At 73.4% G+C, this 19,922-nt stretch carries 20 protein-coding genes and 4 tRNA genes; 10 read left to right on the forward strand and 14 right to left on the reverse strand.

What is annotated here, in order from left to right; all coding sequences use genetic code 11:
- The first annotated feature begins 82 nt into the window (after nt 1-82).
- From CP980_RS17785 to CP980_RS17795, 3 genes are read left to right on the forward strand one after another with little or no spacing between them, the layout of a single operon-like run.
- Nucleotides 83-319, forward strand: a complete 237-nt coding sequence (locus tag CP980_RS17785) for a hypothetical protein (protein WP_150528591.1) — start codon at nt 83-85, stop codon at nt 317-319.
- Between the two features lie 53 nt (nt 320-372).
- Nucleotides 373-1,176, forward strand: a complete 804-nt coding sequence (locus CP980_RS17790; RefSeq protein ID WP_150528592.1) for a DsbA family protein — start codon at nt 373-375, stop codon at nt 1,174-1,176.
- Nucleotides 1,173-2,021, forward strand: a complete 849-nt coding sequence (locus tag CP980_RS17795; RefSeq protein ID WP_150528593.1) for a cytochrome c biogenesis CcdA family protein — start codon at nt 1,173-1,175, stop codon at nt 2,019-2,021. The genes CP980_RS17790 and CP980_RS17795 overlap by 4 nt, the downstream gene beginning before the upstream one ends.
- Before the next feature lie 36 nt (nt 2,022-2,057).
- Here the strand turns inward: CP980_RS17795 and CP980_RS17800 are convergent.
- From CP980_RS17800 to CP980_RS17810, 3 genes are all read right to left on the reverse strand, one after another.
- Nucleotides 2,058-2,134, reverse strand: a tRNA-Phe gene (locus CP980_RS17800).
- Nucleotides 2,135-2,156: 22 nt separating this feature from the next.
- A tRNA-Asp gene (locus CP980_RS17805) sits at nt 2,157-2,230 on the reverse strand.
- Nucleotides 2,231-2,269: 39 nt separating this feature from the next.
- A tRNA-Glu gene (locus CP980_RS17810) sits at nt 2,270-2,342 on the reverse strand.
- A gap of 126 nt (nt 2,343-2,468) precedes the next feature.
- Between CP980_RS17810 and CP980_RS17815 the strand changes: the two genes are divergently transcribed.
- The 6 genes from CP980_RS17815 to CP980_RS17835 all read left to right on the forward strand — a co-directional run bounded on the left by CP980_RS17815 (nt 2,469) and on the right by CP980_RS17835 (nt 7,182).
- Nucleotides 2,469-2,819, forward strand: coding sequence for a metallopeptidase family protein (locus CP980_RS17815; protein WP_030160118.1), 351 nt, complete (start codon nt 2,469-2,471; stop codon nt 2,817-2,819).
- Nucleotides 2,816-3,349 carry a fluoride efflux transporter FluC gene (locus CP980_RS17820; protein ID WP_373313003.1) on the forward strand — a complete coding sequence of 178 codons (534 nt, stop codon included), beginning with the start codon at nt 2,816-2,818 and terminating at the stop codon, nt 3,347-3,349. The genes CP980_RS17815 and CP980_RS17820 overlap by 4 nt, the downstream gene beginning before the upstream one ends.
- Complete coding sequence (locus CP980_RS17825; protein WP_150528594.1) at nt 3,346-3,720, forward strand: fluoride efflux transporter FluC; 375 nt, start codon at nt 3,346-3,348, stop codon at nt 3,718-3,720. Before CP980_RS17820 ends, CP980_RS17825 begins: the two co-directional genes overlap by 4 nt.
- A 197-nt stretch (nt 3,721-3,917) precedes the next feature.
- Nucleotides 3,918-4,433 (forward strand): hypothetical protein, encoded by a 516-nt coding sequence (locus CP980_RS35170; protein ID WP_132761442.1) that lies wholly within the window; start codon nt 3,918-3,920, stop codon nt 4,431-4,433.
- Nucleotides 4,434-4,710: 277 nt separating this feature from the next.
- Nucleotides 4,711-6,972 carry a DEAD/DEAH box helicase gene (locus tag CP980_RS17830; protein WP_132761443.1) on the forward strand — a complete coding sequence of 754 codons (2,262 nt, stop codon included), beginning with the start codon at nt 4,711-4,713 and terminating at the stop codon, nt 6,970-6,972.
- 137 nt (nt 6,973-7,109) lie between these two features.
- A tRNA-Lys gene (locus tag CP980_RS17835) sits at nt 7,110-7,182 on the forward strand.
- A gap of 50 nt (nt 7,183-7,232) precedes the next feature.
- Here CP980_RS17835 and CP980_RS35175 read toward each other — a convergent pair.
- On the reverse strand, nt 7,233-7,388 hold the full coding sequence (locus tag CP980_RS35175) for a hypothetical protein (RefSeq protein ID WP_165937502.1): 156 nt from the start codon (nt 7,386-7,388) through the stop codon (nt 7,233-7,235).
- Nucleotides 7,389-7,713: 325 nt separating this feature from the next.
- Between CP980_RS35175 and CP980_RS17840 the strand changes: the two genes are divergently transcribed.
- On the forward strand, nt 7,714-8,697 hold the full coding sequence (locus CP980_RS17840; RefSeq protein ID WP_132761444.1) for a helix-turn-helix transcriptional regulator: 984 nt from the start codon (nt 7,714-7,716) through the stop codon (nt 8,695-8,697).
- A gap of 15 nt (nt 8,698-8,712) precedes the next feature.
- Here CP980_RS17840 and CP980_RS17845 read toward each other — a convergent pair whose 3' ends face one another.
- The 10 genes from CP980_RS17845 to CP980_RS17890 are packed head-to-tail and all read right to left on the reverse strand — an operon-like array spanning nt 8,713 to nt 19,853.
- The gene (locus CP980_RS17845) at nt 8,713-9,246 is read right to left on the reverse strand and encodes a rhodanese-like domain-containing protein (RefSeq protein WP_132761445.1); all 534 of its coding nucleotides are present in this window, start codon (nt 9,244-9,246) and stop codon (nt 8,713-8,715) included.
- Nucleotides 9,143-10,330, reverse strand: a complete 1,188-nt coding sequence (locus CP980_RS17850; RefSeq protein ID WP_150528595.1) for an APC family permease — start codon at nt 10,328-10,330, stop codon at nt 9,143-9,145. The genes CP980_RS17845 and CP980_RS17850 overlap by 104 nt, the downstream gene beginning before the upstream one ends.
- Entirely contained in the window at nt 10,327-11,970 is a 1,644-nt protein-coding gene (locus CP980_RS17855; RefSeq protein ID WP_150528596.1) for a methionine--tRNA ligase, read from the reverse strand. The genes CP980_RS17850 and CP980_RS17855 overlap by 4 nt, the downstream gene beginning before the upstream one ends.
- A complete protein-coding gene (gene epsC, locus CP980_RS17860; RefSeq protein ID WP_132761448.1) occupies nt 11,967-12,605 on the reverse strand; it encodes a serine O-acetyltransferase EpsC in 639 nt (212 codons plus the stop codon). Before epsC ends, CP980_RS17855 begins: the two co-directional genes overlap by 4 nt.
- Nucleotides 12,592-13,800, reverse strand: coding sequence for an NAD(P)/FAD-dependent oxidoreductase (locus CP980_RS17865; protein ID WP_132761449.1), 1,209 nt, complete (start codon nt 13,798-13,800; stop codon nt 12,592-12,594). The genes epsC and CP980_RS17865 overlap by 14 nt, the downstream gene beginning before the upstream one ends.
- The gene (locus tag CP980_RS17870; RefSeq protein ID WP_132761450.1) at nt 13,797-14,225 is read right to left on the reverse strand and encodes a cupin domain-containing protein; all 429 of its coding nucleotides are present in this window, start codon (nt 14,223-14,225) and stop codon (nt 13,797-13,799) included. Before CP980_RS17870 ends, CP980_RS17865 begins: the two co-directional genes overlap by 4 nt.
- A 15-nt stretch (nt 14,226-14,240) precedes the next feature.
- On the reverse strand, nt 14,241-15,557 hold the full coding sequence (locus tag CP980_RS17875; protein WP_150528597.1) for a SidA/IucD/PvdA family monooxygenase: 1,317 nt from the start codon (nt 15,555-15,557) through the stop codon (nt 14,241-14,243).
- Entirely contained in the window at nt 15,557-16,969 is a 1,413-nt protein-coding gene (locus CP980_RS17880) for a diaminobutyrate--2-oxoglutarate transaminase family protein (RefSeq protein WP_150528598.1), read from the reverse strand. Before CP980_RS17880 ends, CP980_RS17875 begins: the two co-directional genes overlap by 1 nt.
- Before the next feature lie 20 nt (nt 16,970-16,989).
- Nucleotides 16,990-18,333 carry a lysine N(6)-hydroxylase/L-ornithine N(5)-oxygenase family protein gene (locus CP980_RS17885; RefSeq protein ID WP_150528599.1) on the reverse strand — a complete coding sequence of 448 codons (1,344 nt, stop codon included), beginning with the start codon at nt 18,331-18,333 and terminating at the stop codon, nt 16,990-16,992.
- A complete protein-coding gene (locus CP980_RS17890) occupies nt 18,330-19,853 on the reverse strand; it encodes an ABC transporter substrate-binding protein (RefSeq protein WP_132761454.1) in 1,524 nt (507 codons plus the stop codon). The genes CP980_RS17885 and CP980_RS17890 overlap by 4 nt, the downstream gene beginning before the upstream one ends.
- Between the last annotated feature and the right edge of the window lie 69 nt (nt 19,854-19,922).

A 19,922-nucleotide genomic window follows, 5' to 3' on the forward strand; every position in this document is an offset into this window, starting at 1 on the left:
GGCACCGGTTGCCGTTTCGGTTCGGGTTCTGGTCTCTGCTCCGGTTTCCGTTCCGGTCTCTGCTCCGGCGGCGACCGCTTCCGTGGCGCACGCCGTGGCCTCCGCCGAGCGGGGGCCCTCCTGCGACCCCGGCACCCGCGACCACGGGCAGGCTCCGGGGGTGCCGCCGCGCGGCGCCGGCGAGCATGCGCACGCCCCGGTGGGGCGGAGTGCGGGGGACCAGGTCTGGGCGGACCGGACGCCGGCCGCGCCGGTGCTCGTACGGGGGCCGGACCAGCCGGCTCCGGGACCGGTGGAGCTGTCCGTGATGCGGGTGTAGAGGACCGGCCTTCCGCCGGTCCGATCCACCACCCGTAGCTCTGGAGCACCCGTATGCCCTCTTCGCCTTCCCGCCCCTCTTCCCCGTCCTCCCGTTCCTCTTCCTCCTCCGCTTCTGCGCGCAAGCGGCTGCTGATCTCCGTCGCGGTCGCGGTCGCGGCCGTCACCCTCGGGATCGTGTCCTGGCAGGCCACCGCGCCCGAGGAGCGGCCGGACCGGTCCTCTTCCCCCTCCGCCGCGGCCGCGCCCAAGGGCTCCGACGTCCACGCCGAGCTGGCGAAGCTGGCCCGCCGCGAGGCCGGGGACAAGCTGGCCGTCGGCCGGGCGGACGCCCCCGTCGTGCTGATCGAGTACTCCGACTTCAAGTGCGGCTACTGCGGGAAGTTCGCCCGCGACACCGAACCCGAACTGGTGAAGAAGTACGTGGAGGACGGCACGCTGCGCATCGAGTGGCGCAACTTCCCGATCTTCGGAGCCGACTCCCAGTCCGCCGCCAAGGCCGCCTGGGCCGCCGGGCAGCAGGACCGGTTCGCTCAGTTCCACGCGGCCGCGTACGCCGACGGGGCCAAGGAGAAGGGCTTCGGCCGGGAGCGGCTGCTGGAGCTGGCCCGCGAGGCCGGGGTCCCGGACCTGGAGCGCTTCGAGAAGGACATGGCGGGCGACGCCGCCGTGGCCGCCCTGCAGAAGGACCAGGAGGAGGGCTACCGCATCGGCGTCACCTCCACCCCGTCCTTCCTGGTCAACGGGCAGCCGGTCGCGGGAGCCCAGCCGCTCGGCGCCTTCGAGGCGACGATCGCCAGGGCGAAGGCTCAGGCCAAGGCCGAGCCGCAGGCGGCCGACGGCCGGGCCGCGAAGTGAGCGGCGTCGGCGACATCGGGTACCTGGCCGCGCTGCTGGGCGGGCTGCTCGCCCTGCTCAGCCCGTGCAGCGCCCTGCTGCTGCCCGCGTTCTTCGCGTACTCGATCGACTCCGCCTCCCGGCTGCTCGCGCGGACCGGGATCTTCTACGCGGGCCTCGCGAGCACGCTCGTACCGCTGGGCGCGGCGGGCTCGTACGCCGGGCGGTTCTTCCACAGCAACCGCGACGGGCTCGTCCTGGCGGGCGGCTGGCTGATCATCGCGCTCGGCCTCGCGCAGATCCTGGGCCTGGGCTTCGCCTCGAAGCGGATCTCGGAGCTCTCGGGGCGGATCCGGCCGACCACCGCCCTGTCGGTGTACGCGCTGGGCGCGGTCTACGGGCTGGCCGGGTTCTGCGCCGGCCCGATCCTCGGCAGCGTCCTGACGGTGGCGGCGGTCAGCGGCAGCCCGGTCTACGGCGGGCTGCTGCTGGCGGTGTACGCGCTGGGGATGGCCGTACCGCTGTTCCTGCTGGCGCTGGTGTGGGAGCGGTTCGACCTGGGCCGGCGGCGCTGGCTGCGCGGGCGGGCCGTCCGGGTGGGGCGCTTCGAGCTGCACACCACCTCGCTGCTGTCCGGGCTGTTCTTCATCGCCCTGGGCGCGCTGTTCCTCGCGTACGACGGGGCGAGCGCGCTGCCGGGCCTGCTCGACGTGGACGACTCGTACGCGGCGGAGCAGTGGGTCCGGTCGTTCGCGGACGCGGTTCCGGACTGGGCGCTGCTCGGGCTGGTGGCGGCGGGCGCGGCGGCGGTCGGCGTGACGCAGTGGCGCCGTCGTACCCCCGGCCCCGAGGGGGAGCGGGAGTGACGCAGAAGGCCCCGTCCGATGGACGGGGCCTTCTTGTGGTGGCTGGGGCCGGGGTCGAACCGGCGACCTATCGCTTTTCAGGCGATCGCTCGTACCAACTGAGCTACCCAGCCACGAGACCGTTTCCGGCCTCAGCGATCCTGACGGGACTTGAACCCGCGACCTCCACCTTGACAGGGTGGCGAGCTAACCAACTGCTCCACAGGACCTTGCAGTGTGCGAAGACAAGTCTTGCACACGGTAATGCGTACCCCCAACGGGATTCGAACCCGTGCTACCGCCTTGAAAGGGCGGCGTCCTGGGCCACTAGACGATGAGGGCTAAAGGCCCGCCGGGCACTTCTTCAGCGCGTCGGGGACGTGAGAAGCATATGGGATCCGGGGAGCTATCGCCAAAACGGTTTCCCCCGCATGCGGGAGGCACCCCCACCGGAGCGACAATGGCCGGGTGCTGGAGATGACGCGCGAGGAGTTCGAAGAGCTCGTCGCAGAGGCCTTGGACCGCATCCCGCCGGAGCTGACGCGGCTGATGGACAACGTGGCGGTGTTCGTCGAGGACGAACCGCCGGCGGACGATCCCGAGCTGCTCGGCCTCTACGAGGGGACCCCCCTGACGGACCGCGGCGAGTGGTACGCCGGGGTGCTGCCGGACCGGATCACGATCTACCGGAACCCCACGTTGCGGATGTGCGAGGACAGGGAGAGCGTGATCGCGGAGACGGAGGTCACCGTGGTGCACGAGATCGCACATCACTTCGGGATCGACGACGAGCGGCTGCACGCGCTGGGTTACGGGTGATCGGGGCGGCCGGGGAGCTCGACGGCGGCGACGGCAGCGGCGGCGGCGCGGCGGAGGCGATCGATCCGGACGTCGACCTGCACGTGCCGGGGCAGCGCGCCGAACGGCCCGGGCCGGTGCTCGCGGCGATCGCCGCGGGCGGCGCGCTCGGCGCCTCGGCGCGGTACGCGGCCTCGCTGCTGTGGCCGGCCGCCGGGCCCGGGGCCTTCCCGTGGACGACGCTCTGGACGAACGTGCTCGGCTGCGCGCTGATCGGGGTGCTGATGGTGCTGATCAGCGAGGGCGGGCGGACGGCGCCGCACCCGCTGGTCCGGCCGTTCGCCGGGGTCGGGGTGCTCGGCGGGTTCACCACGTTCTCCACGTACGCGGTGGACTTCTCCCGGCTGCTGGACGCCGGCGAGGCCGAGCGCGCGCTGGCGTACGCCGGGCTCACGGTGGTCGGGGCGCTGGGCGCGGTGTGGGCGGGGGCCGCGGCGACCCGGCTCGCGACCGGTCTTCCCGTACGGGGCCGTCCGCGGAGGCGGGCGTGAACTGGCTGCTGGTGGTGGCGGGCGCGGTCGTGGGGGCCCCGCTGCGCTACTTGACGGACCGTGCGGTGCAGGCGCGCCACGATTCGGTGTTCCCGTGGGGGACGTTCGTGGTCAACGCGGGCGCGTGCCTGGTGCTCGGGGCGCTGACCGGGGCGGCGCTGGCCGGTGCGGCGCCCGCGTGGCTGAACCTGCTGCTGGGGCCGGGGCTGTGCGGGGCGCTGAGCACGTACTCGACGTTCTCGTACGAGACGCTGCGGCTGTACGAGCGCGGCCGGCGGTTCCTGGCGGCGGCGAACGTGGCGGCTTCGGTGCTGGCGGGGCTGGGCGCGGTGACGCTGGGCTCGCAGGTGGCGCGGCAGTTGTTCGCCTGAGCCGTGAACGGCGGGGCGCGGTCGCGGGCGCAGGCGCTTGGGGCGGCGGGTCGTGGGCGGGGGCGGGTCGCGGACGGGCGGTGTCCCCAAGGGCGTGTCTCTTACGGGGTAAAGGGAGTTGGGCACATTGACCCGCTCACCGCGGGCCCTGACCGCCCCCTCCCGGCTGCCGCCGGGGGACCCCCAGGAGGTGCCCCGTGCGCCAGTTGTCCGCTTCCCTCCGGCTGGCCGCCGCCGTGCTCGCGGTCGCGGCCACGGCGGGCTGCATGAGCGTCGGTGAGGACGGCGCGAAGCCCGGGCCCTCCTCGTCGGCGGACCGCAAGGCGGCCGCGGAGGCGGCCGCGGGCTCCGCCTCCGGCCGGGGGTCGGGGGCGCACGGCAACGGCCACGGCTCGAAGCCGGGCGCGACGGGCGAGCAGGGGAGGTCGGCCGAGGACGGCAAGGCGTCCGGCGCCACCGGGGCCACCCCCAGCCCGGGTGCTCCCGCGGGGCGGCCCGGGGCCCCCTCGCCGTCGGCCGGGCCGGGCGGCGGCCCCGGCGGCCAGGGCGGGCAGCAGCCGACCTCGGGCGGATCCGGAAGTGGTGGTTCCGGTGGGGCGCAGGTCACACCGCCGCCCGCCCAGTCGCCGACCCCGCCGCCGCCCGTGACTTCGCCCACTCCGCCAGCCCAGACACCCCCGGCGCCGGAGCCCAGCGCGTCGGCCTCCTCGTAGCCGTTCGCGGGTCCCGGGGGGCGGCGCGAGGGCGGTACGGGCTCCCTGATCGGCGGCATCGTCGCAGGTCAGGGCGGGTCGGCCCGGAATGACTTGCCAGACCCGGGGGAGGGTGCGTATGGTTATAGATCGTTTGATCCCATTGCCCGGCGCCGAATCCGAAGAGCGCCGTGTGGCGCGTACTCTCCCTAGCCGTGGCTGACCGCATTGAGGCGGTCGATTTGCGATTCACGGAGTTTGGGCGCGTGCCGAGACTCCGGAAGGTTTCGCATTTCGCATGTCCATTTCCAGTTCTGACCGTGCCGTCATGCCCGAGAACGACTCGAACGAGATCGTCGACGCCGTCGAGGCCCTTGTGGTCACCGAGGCGATCGAGGCCGCTGAGGCGGACGAGATCATCGAGGCCCTTGAGGCCGACGTGACGACCGACCAGTCCATCGACGCCGAGGCGGACGACGCCGACGCCGAGCCCACCCTCTCCTTCGGCGACCTCGGTCTGCCCGAGGGCGTCGTGCGCAAGCTCGCGCAGAACGGTGTCACCTCCCCCTTCCCGATCCAGGCCGCGACCATCCCGGACGCCCTGGCCGGCAAGGACATCCTCGGCCGCGGCCGCACCGGCTCCGGCAAGACCCTCTCCTTCGGTCTGCCCACCCTGGCCCGCCTGGCCGGTGGCCACACCGAGAAGAAGAAGCCCCGCGCGATCATCCTCACGCCGACGCGTGAGCTCGCGATGCAGGTCGCGGACGCCCTCCAGCCGTACGGCGACGTGCTCGGCCTCAAGATGAAGGTCGTCTGCGGCGGTACCTCGATGGGCAACCAGATCTACGCCCTGGAGCGCGGCGTCGACGTCCTCGTCGCCACCCCGGGCCGTCTGCGCGACATCATCAACCGCGGCGCCTGCTCCCTGGAGAACGTCGAGGTGGCCGTCCTCGACGAGGCCGACCAGATGGCCGACCTGGGCTTCCTGCCCGAGGTCACCGAGCTGCTCGACCAGATCCCCGGCGGCGGCCAGCGCATGCTCTTCTCCGCCACCATGGAGAACGAGATCGGCACCCTGGTCAAGCGCTACCTGTCCAACCCCGTCACGCACGAGGTCGACAGCGCGCAGGGCAACGTCACGACCATGACGCACCACGTCCTCGTCGTGAAGCCGAAGGACAAGGCGCCGGTCACGGCCGCCATCGCCGCCCGCAAGGGCCGCACCATCATCTTCGTCCGCACCCAGCTGGGCGCCGACCGCATCGCCGAGCAGCTCGTCGAGGCCGGCGTGAAGGCCGACGCGCTGCACGGCGGCATGACGCAGGGCGCCCGTACCCGGGTCCTCGCGGACTTCAAGGACGGCTACGTCAACGCGCTCGTCGCGACCGACGTCGCCGCCCGAGGCATCCACGTCGACGGCATCGACCTGGTCCTGAACGTGGACCCGGCCGGCGACCACAAGGACTACCTGCACCGCTCGGGCCGTACCGCCCGTGCCGGCAAGTCGGGCGTCGTGGTCTCCCTGGCCCTGCCGCACCAGCGCCGCCAGATCTTCCGCCTGATGGAGGACGCGGGCGTCGACGCCTCGCGCCACATCGTCCAGGGCGCCGGCGCCTTCGACCCGGAGGTCGCCGAGATCACCGGTGCGCGTTCGCTGACCGAGGTCCAGGCCGACTCCGCGAACAACGCCGCCAAGCAGGCCGAGCGCGAGGTCGCCGACCTCACCAAGCAGCTGGAGCGCCTGACGCGCCGTGCCGCCGAGCTGCGCGAGGAGGCCGACCGCCTGGTCGCCCGCTCCGCCCGCGAGCGCGGCGAGGACCCGGAGGCCGCCGTCGCCGAGGTGGCCGAGGCCGCCGAGGCCGAGGTCGCGGCTGCCGTCGCGGCCGCGCCGGTCGCCGAGGAGCGCCCGTCCTTCCAGGCGCGCGACGACCGCGGCAACTACGAGCGCCGCGACAACCGTCGTGACGACCGCGGTGACCGCGGTGGCGACCGCGGTGGCTTCCGCCGTGACGACAACCGCGGTGGCGACCGTGGCGGCTTCCGTCGCGACGACCGTCCGTCGGGCGGCTTCCGTTCCGGTGGCGACCGCCGTGACGACAACCGTGGTGGCGGCTTCCGTCGCGACGACCGTCCCTCCGGTGGCTTCAACCGTGACGACCGCGGTGGCGACCGTGGCGGCTTCCGCCGTGACGACAACCGTGGTGGCGGCTTCCGTCGCGACGACCGTCCCTCGGGCGGCTTCAACCGTGACGACCGCGGTGGCGACCGTGGCGGCTTCCGCCGTGACGACCGTCCCTCCGGTGGCTTCCGCTCCGGCGGCGACCGCCCGTCCGGTGGCTTCCGCCGCGACGACCGTCCGTCGGGCGGCTTCAACCGTGACGACCGCGGTGGCGACCGTGGCGGCTTCCGCCGTGACGACCGTCCCTCCGGTGGCTTCCGCTCCGGCGGCGGCGACCGCCCGTACGGCCGCCGCGACGACAACCGCCCCTCCGGCTCCGGCTCGACCGGTTCCTTCGGCGGCCGCCGCGACGACAAGCCGCGCTGGAAGCGCAACGGCTGATCTGACTGACTGACAGGGCCCCCACGACACCGTCGTGGGGGCCCTGTCCGCGTTTCGCGACCCGCGCGGGGCCCGGTCAGCCGATACTCGATCGGCTGACGGTTGGTCTCCGGCTATGCTCTGGGGTGAGCACGCGAGGGCCATTAGCTCAATTGGCAGAGCAGCGGACTTTTAATCCGTTGGTTGTCGGTTCGAGTCCGACATGGCCTACGGCTCCCGAAGCGCCCCACCCGATCCCTCGGGTGGGGCGCTTCGGATTTTCAGGACCAGCCCGGGTCCTGGGGGGCCGGGGCGGACCAGCCCGGGTCCTTGGGCGGGGCTGCGAGGGTCTGGGCCTGGCCGGCCGTGCCGGTGGCCATCACCGCGATGAGGGCGGCGGCGGTGACGGTGACGAGGGTGACGAGCTTGCGACGCATGGTGACGGTGCCTCTTGTCGGTTCGGTACGGACGTTGGTGCGCAGGAGCGGGGTGGTTGGCCGGATCTCTCGTTCCGGCGTGCCGCCATCGTGCCGAGCCGGGCAGGGCCGTGTCCCCGGTTTGAGCTGGCACAAAGCGATCTGACATATCCGTGCCAGCCCGCTCGCCCTGTCCGCGTGATGGACGGTGTTTGTGCGGGCGCTGGCTGGTATGGACAATCCAGGGTGCAAGATCGGCCCGTCGGAGGGGCCGCGTGCCGCCAGCGTTGTCGGTTCAGGTTCACAGTCGTGCTGCCGCTCCGAACCGAGAGCTGGGGGGCTCCTCTTGTTGGTTTCTCTTGGGCTGACCGAACGTTCCGACGCGCTCTACCGACTCGTCCTCAGACGGCCGGATCTCGCCGTCTCCGAGGTGGCCGCGGAACTCGCGGGCTCCGAGGACGACGTACGCGCGGACCTGGAGGAGCTGACCCGGCTCTCCCTCCTCGCGCCGTCCTGGCGGACCGACGGGCGACTGCGCGCGGTCAACCCGAAGGCCGCGCTCGATTCGCTGCTCGCCCACCAGCAGGCGGAGATCGCCCAGCGCCACCGCGCCCTCGCCGAGAGCCAGGCCGCCGCCAGCGCGCTGCTCTCGCAGTACGCCGAACTGCACCCGGCCCAGCCCGCGCACGAGGCCGAGCGGTTCCTCGGCGTCGAGGCGGTGCGGGCCAAGCTGAGCGAGATGTCCGCCCGGACCCGCCGGGAGTCGATCAGCTTCCATCCCGGAGGGCCCGTCCCCGCCGCGCAGTTCAAGGCCAGCGAGCCGCTCACCGAGGACCTCATCGCGCGCGGAGTGAAGATCCGCACCGTCTACCAGGACGCCATCCGCAACGACTCCGGCAGCCTGGAGCACGCCCGCTGGCTGACCGAGCGGGGCGGCGAGGTCCGCACCGCCCCCTCGCTGCCGATGCGCATGGTCATCGCGGACCGGGAGTTCGCGCTGATGCCGATCGACCCCTCGGACAGCGCGCAGGGCGCGGTACTGCTGCGCGAGCCGGGCGCCGTCGCCGCCTTCTGCGCGCTGTTCGACTCGGTGTGGGAGACGGCCACCCCCTTCGGCGAGCCGCCGCGGCGCAGTCTTGAGGATCCCGGCTCGCAGCCGCGCGAACTGCTGCGCCTGCTGGCCCAGGGCTATACGGACGAGGCCGCCGCGCGCCGGCTGGGGATCTCCCTGCGCAGCGAGCGGCGGCTGATCTCGGAGCTGATGGAGAAGCTGGACGCGCAGAGCCGCTTCCAGCTCGGGCAGCGGGCCGTCGAAGAGGGCCTGCTGTAGGCGGACCCGTCCGGCTCAGCAGCCGCAGGACGCGTCCGGCCCGACCGGGGCCGTCAGCGGGTCCGGCGGCGACTGGCGGGTGCCCGCCGAGTCCTCGACCGGGAAGCCCTCCCGGGACCAGTACTCGAAGCCGCCGAGCATCTCCTTGACCCGGTAGCCGGCGCTCGCGAAGGCGTACGCCGCCCGGGTCGCGCCGTTGCAGCCGGGGCCCCAGCAGTACGTGACCACCACGCTCGCGGGCGGCACCAGTTCGGCGGCCCTGGCCCCGATTTCGTCGGTGGGCAGGTGCACGGCCCCCGGGATATGGCCTTGAGCCCAGGCCTCGGCGCTGCGGCTGTCGACGAGGACGAAGCCCCCGGCGCCCGATTCCACGTCCGCGTGCACGTCGGCGACGTCGGCCTCGAAGGTGAAGCGGCGGTGGAAGTGGGCCGCGGCGGTGGCCGGGTCAGCCGGCGGAACGCGCAGCACCTTCGAGGACGCGGCCGTCGGGGCCTGCGCGGTGGGGGTCTGCGTAATCGGGTTCTGCGTGGTCGGGGTCTGCGTGGGCATGGTCGGTGGGCTCCTGAGGACGGGGGCGGCGTACGGCCGCCACGGCGATGAGGGTGTACAGGGCCGCGGTGGCTGCACCGGGGCCGATGAGCAGGACGGACAGGTCCCAGCGGGCGGCCCGCCCGAGGGCGAGCACCCCGAGGGCGATCAGGCCCGCGGCCACGAGCCCGCCGCGCCGGCTCCGGCCGGTGAGCTCGGTCCAACGGGCGGCGGTGGCATGGAGGTTCGTACGGCAGTACGTCCAGCAGAGCGCGGCCGAGCCGAGCCCGAGGGCGGCCGCCACGGCCGCGGGCGGCGCCTGCGCGGCGGGACCGGGCGCGGCCAGAAGTACGGAGTACAGCGCGGCCGCGAGCGCGATGCCGAGCAGGGTCCCGCCCAGGGCCCGCCGGCGCGCCAGGGCCGGAACCGCCCCTTCGAGGCCGACCCAGCCGAACAGCAGGGGTACGGCCACCAGCAGCGCGGCCCCGGTCCAGCCGTCGGCCGCCCAGGTCCCGGCCGCCCAGCCGCCCGCCCGGTCACCGGATCCCGGCCCCGGCAGCGGCCCGCCGAGGGCCCGCCAGGCGACGGCCAGCGCGAGCACCGCGGCCGTACGCAGCTGCCGGGCCACCGGGGACGGCCCCCGCGGTACGCACCAGGCGTACGCGGCCGCGCTGCCCAGCACCAGGGCGGCGGCCGCGTACGCCCGCCAGCCGGAGTCCCCGAGCGCGAACCCGGCGGCCCCGAGGGCCACCGCGGCCTGCCCGGTGGCGAATCCGCCGAAGTAGAGCGCGGTGGCCGCGCGGGCCGGCCCCGGGCCGAGCCTCTCGCGTACGAAGACGACGGGCCCGCGGTGCTCCGTACCGCCGGCCAGGGCCACCAGCAGGCACCAGCCGGCCACCGCCCCCGCCACCGCGATCCCGGTCCAGGGCCCCGCCCAGGGCCCGGGTCGCGGGGCGAACGCCGCCGGGAGCAGCAGGGCCCCGGCTCCGAGGACAGCGCCCAGCGCCTTCGCGGCGCCGGAGGACCAGGTGCCCCTACGGGTGAGGTCCGTACGGGTGAGGTCCGTAGGGGTCGGGTCCGTACGCGTCGGGTCCGTACGGGTCACGACAGCTCGTGGAAGAACAGCGGGGTGGCGGCCGGCAGCGTCGCGCCCGGCGCCAGAAGGCGTCCCTCCACGCCGTCCCACACCGGCATCCGCGTACCGAGGTCCACCGGCAGGCCCAGGTGCCCGGCGAGGAACGCCGACCAGCCCGGCATCAGCGGCGCCGCGGTGACCGCGACCGCCGCCAGCAGCTCCACGTGCGCGGCGAGCCGGCCCGCGTACTCCTCGCGGGGTCCGGCGGCCCGCAGCAGGGCCAGCTGCCGCAGGTCGGCGTCGGCCCGCTCGATCACGGTGGCCAGGACGTCGGCGGCTCGCTGCGGGGAGAAGGCCTGCGCGCCGAGGGCGGCGGCGATCCGCCCGGGCAGCGCCGCGCGTTCGGCGCCCAGCGGGCCGTCCGCGGGCCAGGCGTCCGGCACGACGGAGTCGAAGTCCTGGGCGAGCAGGTCCAGTACGGTGTCGGTCCACCGCTCCAGGCCGCCGGCGAGGACGGTGCTGAGGGTGTCGGCGAACTCCTTCATGGAGAAGTTGTTCTGCGCCCGCTCCGGGCCGGTCAGGCACAGGTGGAAGCGGAGCGCGTCCGCGTTGACCCGGCGCAGGAACTCGCCGCCCCAGATGGCGTGGCCGCGGCTGGTGGAGAACTTCTCGCCCTCCAGCCGGTAGAACTCGTTGATCACCACCTGGGCGGGCAGGGTCAGTTCCCCCTGGGCGAGCAGCAGCGCGGGCCACAGCACGGCGTGCGAGAACGAGCAGTCGAAGCCGATGAAGTTGACGATCCGGGTCTCGGGGTCGGTCCACAGCCGCTCCCACTCCGAACGGTCGCCGTTCGCCTCGGCGAGCCGCGCGGTGCCCGCCGCGTACCCCCAGATGCCGCTGAACCAGGTGTCGAGGACGTGCCCCTCCCAGCCGGGCAGCGGGACCGGGATGCCGTAGTCCGCCTCGCGGCTGATCGCGGTGTCGGGCAGGGTCCGCTCGAACAGGCCGTCCAGGTACGAGATCAGCCGGGGCCGCCATTCCGCCGCGGCCTGCGCGTCGGCGTAGTACGCCTGGAGGCGCTCGCGCCAGCGCTCCAGCGGGAAGACGATGCGGCGCAGGGTGGTGGTCTCGGGGGCGTTCCAGCAGGCGGTGCAGCGGGGGGCGGCGAGTCCGGCCGGGTCCTGGGGCAGGCCGCAGGCCTCGCAGTACACGCCGTCGGAGGGCTCGGCGCAGAACTGGCACTCCCCGCGCACCTCGGCCTCGTACAGGTACCGCTCGCAGGGCGCGCAGCGGAAGACGGGCAGCTCGCGCACTTCGAGGGCGCCTGATTCCCACAGTTCGAGGAAGAAGCGCTGGACGAACTCGGTGTGGGTGGAGTCGGTGAGCGGGCGGGTGAACCAGTCGTGGTGCATGGCGCCCAGCGAGAGGGTCTCCTCCATGCGGTCGCCGAACAGCTTCGCGGTCGGGTACGCGGTGGAGCCGATCTCGGCGGCCCGGCGCGGTACGTAGCAGGAGTGCTCGTCGGAGTAGCCCACGTAGTGGACGTCGTGGCCGCGCTGGCGCAGGTGCCGGGTCAGGACGTCGGCGCCGAGGAAGGGGCCGGAGAGGTGGCCGAGGTGGAGGTCGCCGTTCGGGTTCGGCGGGGCGCTGGTGACGACGTACGAGGTCATGAGGCGTGGGTTCCTTCGGGGACGGTCAGGGCGGAGGAGTCGAGGGGGGCCGCGGTGTCGAGCGGCGGCAGGGCGGCGGAGGCGGCGGCGACGACGCGGCTGCGCGGCGGCAGGTCGTCGAGGACGACCGAGTGGGCGCCGATCCGGGAGTCGGCCCCGATGGTGACGGGGCCGAGGACGCTGGCCCCGGTGCCGATGACGACGCGGTCGCCGACGACGGGGTGGCGGCGGGATCCGGAGGGCCGGCGCAGGTCCTTCCACCAGCCGACCGAGCCGAGCGTGACCTGGTGGTAGAGCATCACGTCGTCGCCGATCCGGACGGTCTCGCCGATGACGACGGCGGTGCCGTGGTCGATGAAGAACCGGCGGCCGATCCGGGCCCCGGGGTGGATCTCGATGCCGGACACGGCGCGGGCCAGCAGGGACAGGGCGCGGGCGAGGACCCGGTGGCCGCGGCCCCAGAGCCAGTGGGCGACGCGGTAGGTCCACAGGGCGTGGATGTGCGGGTAGAGCAGCACCTCGACGCGGGAGCCGGCGGCCGGATCCTTGTCGAGGACGGTCCGCACGTCCTCGCGCAGCACCTCGCGCAGCGGTCGGCGCGCTTCGCTGCCCGGTCCGGTCTCACATGTGGTCATACGGGGCCTCCGGACGGATCGGGCGGCCCGCGAGGAAGCGCTGCGGCCGGTACGGCTCCAGCAGTTCCTGGACGGCCTTGCCGGGGACGGCCCCGCCCTCGGTGATCTCCTTGGCGGCGAGCTCGGCCACGGCGGGCGCCAGCTTGAAGCCGCCGCCGCTGAAGCCGAGGGCCAGGTACAGCCCGTCGGGTCCGGCCGCGCCCACGACCGGGCGCTTGTCGGGGGTGTAGCCGTCGAGCCCGGAGCGGGTGCCCGCGAGAGGGGCGGTGGCGGCGGCCGGGACGCGGCCCGCGATGGCGGCGATCGCGGACTCCAGTTCGGCCTCGGTCAGCGGCTCCACGTCGCGGCCCAGCTCGGTGTCCGGCTTGCTGGGGACGCCGAAGTAGAAGCGGTTGAGGCCGTCGGGCCGGAAGTAGCTGCCGGTGGTGTCGTCGATGCAGGTCGGTACGGAGGCCGCCGACCCGCGCCGGCCCGCCCCTGGGAGCTCTGCCTGGGCCAGCCCGATCCGGCGTGCGGTGACGGGGATGTGGATGCCCAGGTGCTCGGCGGGGGCGGAGCCCCAGGCGCCGCCGGCGAGGACGACCAGCGGGGCGTCGATGCGGCCGATGGAGGTGAGGACGCCGGTGACGGTGCCCGCGTTCTCCAGCACCTTCACGGCCCGGATGCCCTCGGAGGGCGAGACGCCGAGGCGGTAGGCGGCGGTGAGCAGCGAGGCGGAGGCGGCCATCGGGTCGGCGTACCCGCCCTCGGGCTCGTACGCGGCGAGGGCGACGCCCTCGGTCCGCAGGCCGGGGTAGATCTCCTTCAGCTCGGCGGCGTCGATGACCTCGACCCGGCGGTATCCGGCGGCGTCGGCGGAGGCGGCGGCGTTGTACCGCAGGTCCTCGGCGTGGTTCTCGCCGACGATCATGACGAAGCCGGTGCGGCGGTAGCCGCAGTCGCCGCCGATGACGTCCGACCACTGCTCGAAGACGGGCAGGCTGCGGGCGGCGAGCCGGGTGTCGGCGACGGCCGTGTGGTGCAGCCGCAGCAGTCCGCCGGAGCGGGAGGTGGCGCCCTGGGCGTTGACGCGGCCCTGGTCGCACAGGACGATCCGGCCGATGCCGGCGAGGGCGAGCTGGTGCGCGATGGCCGCGCCGATCACCCCGCCGCCGACGACGATCGCGTCGGCGTGCGCGTGGACGATGGGACTCATGCGTCCACGCTCCGGTCCTGCGGCGCGGCGCCCGGGTCGCTGATGCCGAACTCGGCGGCCCACTTGGCGCGGTCCCGGGCCACGGCGTCCGAGCCGCCCCACCAGATGGTGACGAAGCGCAGCCGCACGTCCCCGTCGTTGGTCAGGTCGTGGTCCTGGAGCGGGGTGATGAACACGGTCTCGCCGGCCCGGACCCGGCGGGTCTCCGCGCCGATCCGCATCACTCCGCTGCCTTCGACGATGAAGAACATCTCGTTCTCGTCGTGGTCGTGCGGGGTGGAGGTGGCGCCGGGCGCCACGTCGACCCAGGCGCCGCCCCAGTTGGGCTCCTCGACGGCCTCGGGCCAGGGGAAGATCCGCCGGCCGCTGACGTTGTACGGCTCCTCGAAGACCATGTCGTCCTCGTGGGCGGTGAAGATGTGCATCGCGTACGGGTCCAATCAGGCGGCGACGGGCTGGCGCAGGCGGGCGCGCAGGTCGCGGTGGATGGTGTCGGCCTTGGCGGCCATCTGGCTGAAGGAGGTGGCGCTGCCGATGCCGTGCCGCCATTCGGTGAGTCCGTCGAGGTAGACGCCGACCTCGCAGTCCCCGGTGGTACGGGCGCGGTAGGCGCGGGTGACCTCGGGGCGGCCCTGCGCGTCCAGGCGCAGGTGGGGGACGAAGGCGGCGAGCTGCCGGGGCAGGGCGGCCTCGCGGTAGCCGGTGCAGACGATGACGGCGTCGGCCTCGATGAGGCCGCTCTCGCCCGTGAAGACCTCCGCGGTGCGCAGCCGCACCCGCCCGTCCGGGGTCAGGCCGACGTCGGTCGTCTCGGTGCGCTTGTGCATGTGCAGGCGCTGCCGGCCGGTGAACCGGTCCTGGTAGACGGCCTGGTAGAGGGCGGTGGACACGTCGGGGTCCACGGCCGCGTAGTTGGTGGCGCGGGCCTGGTCCAGGGCGCGTTCGCGCTGCTCGCCTTCGAGGCCGTAGAAGTAGTCGGTCTCGTCGGGGAAGTACACCTCGTTGCTGAAGTGTCCGAGCTCGTACATCCGGAAGCCCGCGTGCCGCACCACCGAGTGGATCTCGGCGTCCGGGTGCTGGGCGGCCAGGTGCAGGACGATCTCGCCCGCGGTCTGTCCGGCGCCGATGACGGCGATGCTGCGCAGCGGGCGCTCGCCCAGGGCGGCCAGACCCGGCAGCAGCTTCGAGGCGTGGAAGACCCGCTCGCCCAGGTGCGGCCGGAACAGCTCCGGTACGTATGCCTCGTGGCCGGTGGCGAGCGCGATGTTGCGGCCCTCCACGGTGTGCAGGGAGCCGTCGCGGGTGTCGCGGGAGAGCACGCGGGCGGTGCGGACGCGGCCGTCGGCACCGGTGACGGGCTCGACGCTCAGCACCTCGCGGTGGTAGTCGACGGGGCCGCGGACCTGGCGGGCGGCCCACTGCACGTAGTCCGACCACTCCAGGCGGCTGACGTAGCCGCCCATCAGCGTGAACGGGTAGAAACGGCCGCTCTGCTGGAGGTAGTGGGGGAAGGTGAAGCGGGAGCGGGCGTCGCGCGGGGTGGCGAAGTCGCGCAGGAAGTGGTGCTGGATGTCGGTGCCGGGCAGGACCAGGTTCGGCTGCCAGGCGGAGTCGGCGGCCTTCTCCAGGTAGCGGGCGGCCAGCGGGGCGGCGCCGGTGGCGTCGTCGTGGTCCTCGACGGCTGCGGCGAGCGCGATCCCGGAGGGGCCGAAGCCGGCCACCACCAGGTCCTGGACCTCGGTGTCGTGGGTGGTCATCAGGCATCCGCCGCCGTCGTCAGGCCGAGCGCGGCCAGGGCCGCGGTCAGGGACTCGCGGATGATCCGGCCGGCCTGGTCGATCTCGCGGGCCGAGCAGTTCAGCGGCGGCAACATGCGCACGACGCAGTCGTCGCGGCCGCCGAGCTCGATGATCAGGCCGCGGCTGACGGCCTCCCACTGGACCTGCTTCGCCAGCTGGTCGGCGGGCAGCCCGGTGTGCGGATCGGTCAGCTCGACACCGGTCATCAGGCCGAGTCCGCGTACGTCGGCCACGTACGGGGTGAGCTCGCGCAGGCCCTGGAGGTGGACCATCAGCTGGTCGGCGCGGGCCCGGACGTTCTCCAGGACGCGCTCGCGCTTGACGACCTTCATGGTGGCGACGCCGGCGGCGAAGGCGGGCTGGTTGCCGCGGAACGTGCCGGAGTGGGCGCCGGGCTTCCAGACGTCCAGCTTCTCGTCGTAGAGGATCACGGAGGCCGGCAGGCCCATGCCGGACAGGGCCTTGGAGGCGCACACGACATCGGGCTCGATGCCGTACTGCTCGAAGGCGAACCAGGTGCCGGTGCGGCCGCAGCCGCTCTGCACCTCGTCGACGATGAGCGGGATGCCGAGCCTGCGCGTGACCTCGCGGATCCGCTGGACGAACTCGACCTCGGCGGGGATGACCCCGCCCTCCCCCTGCACCAGCTCCATGATCACGGCGGCGGGCAGGGTGATCCCCCCGTTGACGTCGGTCAGCGCCTTCTCCAGGAACGCGGCGCAGTTGACCTGGCAGATGTCCCGCTTCAGGCCGAGCGGGCAGTTGTGGCAGTTGGAGTACGGGAAGAAGTGCACGCCCGGCATCCGGCCGCGGACCGGCTCCTTCTGCTCGACGAGCCCGGTGACGCTCAGCGCGGCCAGTGTCGCCCCGTGGAACCCGCCCTGGAAGGTGATGATCTCCTCGCGGCCGGTGGCGGTCTTGCACAGCTTGAGCGCGGCGTCGACGGCGTTGGCGCCGGTCGGCCCGCAGAAGTGGATCCGGGTGCGCTCGCGCATCGGCTCCGGCAGCATCCCGATGGTCAGCTCGGTGAACTCGTCCTTGACCGGGGTGGGGAAGTCCAGCCCGTGCACGAACTCGTCGAGCTGGCGGTGGGCGGCGGCCAGCGGCTCGGGGTGGTTGTGGCCCAGGGAGAGCACCCCGGCGCCGCTGAGGAAGTCGAGGAAGACGTTGCCGTCGAGGTCCTCCACGTACGAGCCCTTGCCGCGGCGGACCGCCATCGGCAGCTTGCGCGGGTAGGAACGGGAGTTGGACTCGCGGCCGGCCTGGCGGTCGAGCAGCTCGGCGCTGCGCGGACCGGGCAGCGGGCCGGTGATCACGGGGGCGGTGTAGACCTGCGGGGCCGCGACCGGGGTGTCGATGGTGGCAGTCATGGGGAACGGGACCTTTCCGGTCAGGCGGCGGCGAGTACGGCGCTGCGGTCGGCGGCGGTGGTGGCGGCGCCGGTCAGGCGGGCGGTCAGGGCGTCGGTGAGGGTCGCGGCGCGCAGCGACAGGAGGCTGAAGGAGCCCGCGTCGCCGATGCCGTGGCTGGACTCGCACAGACCGTTCAGGAAGAGCGGCGGGGTGCCGTCGGCGACGGGTTCGAGCGCGTAGTCGACGGACACCTGGAGGCGGCCGTCCGGCTCGGTGGCGAAGAGCTCCGCGAGCGGGGCCATCAGCGGCGGGCACAACTCCTCGTGCGGGCCGGGGCCCATGTTGCGGAAGCCGGTGGCGAGGACCGCGAAGTCCACGGTCTCGCTGACGCGCTCACCCGTGGTCCGCTCCAGGAAGTCCAGGGCGATCCGGTCCCCGCCCGCCGGGGCGACGCCCACGGCCTCGTGGTTGCCGCGGACGAACACCTTCTGGTCGCCGTCGAGCTCCTGCTCGTACATGGTCATGTAGAGGTCGCGCAGCACGTCGCCGTCGGCGGAGGAGTAGTTCGTGCCGTGCATGTAGGCGTCCAGGGCCTTCTTGCCCTCGCGGGAGGCCTGGAAGTAGTACTCGGTGAACTCGGGGAAGTAGCCCTCCTCGCTGAAGGGGCTGGTGTCCTTCAGGCGCAGTGAGTGCGAGCGCGTGTACGTGGTCACCTTGGCCCGAGGGAAGCGGCGGTGCAGGTCGAGGGCGAGCTCGACGGCGCTCTGGCTGCCGCCGATGACGGCCACCGACTCGGGGGCGCGCCCCTCGCCGGCCAGCTCCGCCAGCTTCGGCAGGTACTGGGTCAGGTGGAAGATCCGCGGGGTGCGCAGCGTGTCGTACGGGGCCGGCACGTAGGGGGTGCGGCCCGGACCCATCACCAGCGTGCGGCCGAGGTAGCGGCTGCCCGACATGGTGGTGACCTCGTAGAGGCGCTCGCCGAACTCCTCGACGACCTCCACGCGGGCCGCCCGCTGGTTGCAGTCGACCAGGTGCGAGAAGAACCCGGCGGCCCAGCGGATGTACCCGGCGTACTCCTTGCGCAGCGGGAACTCCGAGGGGAGGTTGAGGTGGCGCAGGAGCCGGCCCTGCTCGTGCAGGTAGTTCAGGAAGGTGTAGCGGCTGCGCGGGTTGCGCAGGGTCACCAGGTCGCGGCTCGGGTGGTTCTGGATGTCGGAGCCGTCCAGCAGCATCCCGGGCTGCCACTCGGGGCTCGGGCGGGCCTCCAGGAAGCGTGCCGTCAGCGGCGATTCGCGCTCCTCCAGGGCGATCGCCAGGGCCAGGTTCGCCGGGCCGAAGCCGATGCCCAGGATGTCGTGGACGGGAGTCGTGCTCGCGCTCATCGGGTGGTCTTCCTTGCCTTGACAGTGGTGAGGGTGGGGTTTCCGTCGAAGTCGATGCGCAGGCCGGTGATCCGGTCGGCGGCGTGGACCCGCTGGTCGGTCCGGTACCAGAGCGGGATCAGCGCCAGGTCCGCCATCGCGGTACGGTCCGCGCGGCGCCAGGCGTCGGCGCGTTCGGCGGGGTCCGTCGAGGCCCGGGCGTGCGCCACGAGGGCGTCGAACTCCGGGTTCACGTAGCGGCCTTCGTTGTCGCCGTGGGCGGTGCCCTCGGCGTCGGGCGCCGTGCACGAGGAGTGCAGCAGCGGGAAGAGCATGTTGTCGGGGGTCGGGTAGTCGCAGGCCCAGCCGGCCCGGCAGAACCCTGCCGCCGCGATCGAGGTCCGGTGGTCGACCAGACCGCGGGCGTCGGTGCGCAGCAGCTCGATCCGCCAGCCCAGGACCTCCTCCAGGCCGCGGGCCAGCGCCTTGACCCAGTCGTCGTGCCCGGCGCCGGTGTTGTAGGCGAACTCGACGCGGCTGCCGGGCCCCAAACCTGCCCGCAGGGCCGCGGCTCGGGCCCGCTCGGGGTCGTACGCCGACCAGCCGGAGTCCGGGTCGTCGGCGCTCAGCTCCGCGAGGGGGGTGTGGGCCTTGCCGAACCAGGGGGAGAGCAGGGAGTGGGCCGCGCTGCGCCGACCCTGGAAGTAGGTGTCGATCAGCCCCTGGCGGTCGATGGCCGCGGACAGGGCCCGGCGGGCGTCCAGCGACTCCATCGGCGCCTGGTGGCAGAAGGGGATCAGGTAGAAGAGCCCGGCGCCCTCCTGTTCCAGGAAGCCGTCCTGGGCCGCCGCCTCGGCGGTGCGCGCCGGGGGGATCCGGGCGTAGTCGTAGACGCCGGCCAGGAAGCGCTCGTACTCGTCGTCCAGGCCGGTGACCGCGTCGAGGATGTCGATGTGCACCTCGCGGACCTCGGGCGCGGGCCCCGCCCACAGGTCGTTGCGCTCCAGCCGGATCGCCACCCCGTGCTCCCAGGGGCCGGCCATCTTGAACGGGCCGTTGCCGACCGGGAGGTCGTTGTACCCGGGGTTCAGCGCCGGGCCGGCGCACTCGGGCACGGGGCTGAAGATCGGCTGGAGGGTCTTCAGGTCGAACTGCACGTCCGGCTCCGACAGTTCGACCACCAGGGTGGTCTCGTCGACCGCCGTGAAGGAGCGCACGCCCGCCAGGTGGTAGGCGGTCTCCGTGTTCGCCTCGGGGTCCAGCGCCCGCTTCCAGCCGCGTACGAAGCTGTGCGCGGTGACCGGCTCGCCGTTGCTGAAGACCGTGCCGGCGCGCAGCGTGAAGGTCCAGGTGGTGGCGGTCGGGTCGCTCTCCCAGGACCGGGCGGTGGCCGGGATCAGCGCGCCGTCTTCGTCGAGGGCGAGGAGTCCGGTGAACAGGGCCTTGCAGACGAGAATGCCCTCCCCCTCCTGGGCCTTGTACGGGTCGATGGCGGTGGGCTCCGTGATTCCCATCCGGAACACGGGGTCGTTGGCGTGCACGTGGGGCTCTTTCCGCGGTCGGTGAAGTGTGGAGTGCGTGGACGGCGGCCGATGTTTCACGTGAAACAG

Source organism: Streptomyces vinaceus (assembly GCF_008704935.1).
GTDB lineage: Bacteria > Actinomycetota > Actinomycetes > Streptomycetales > Streptomycetaceae > Streptomyces > Streptomyces vinaceus.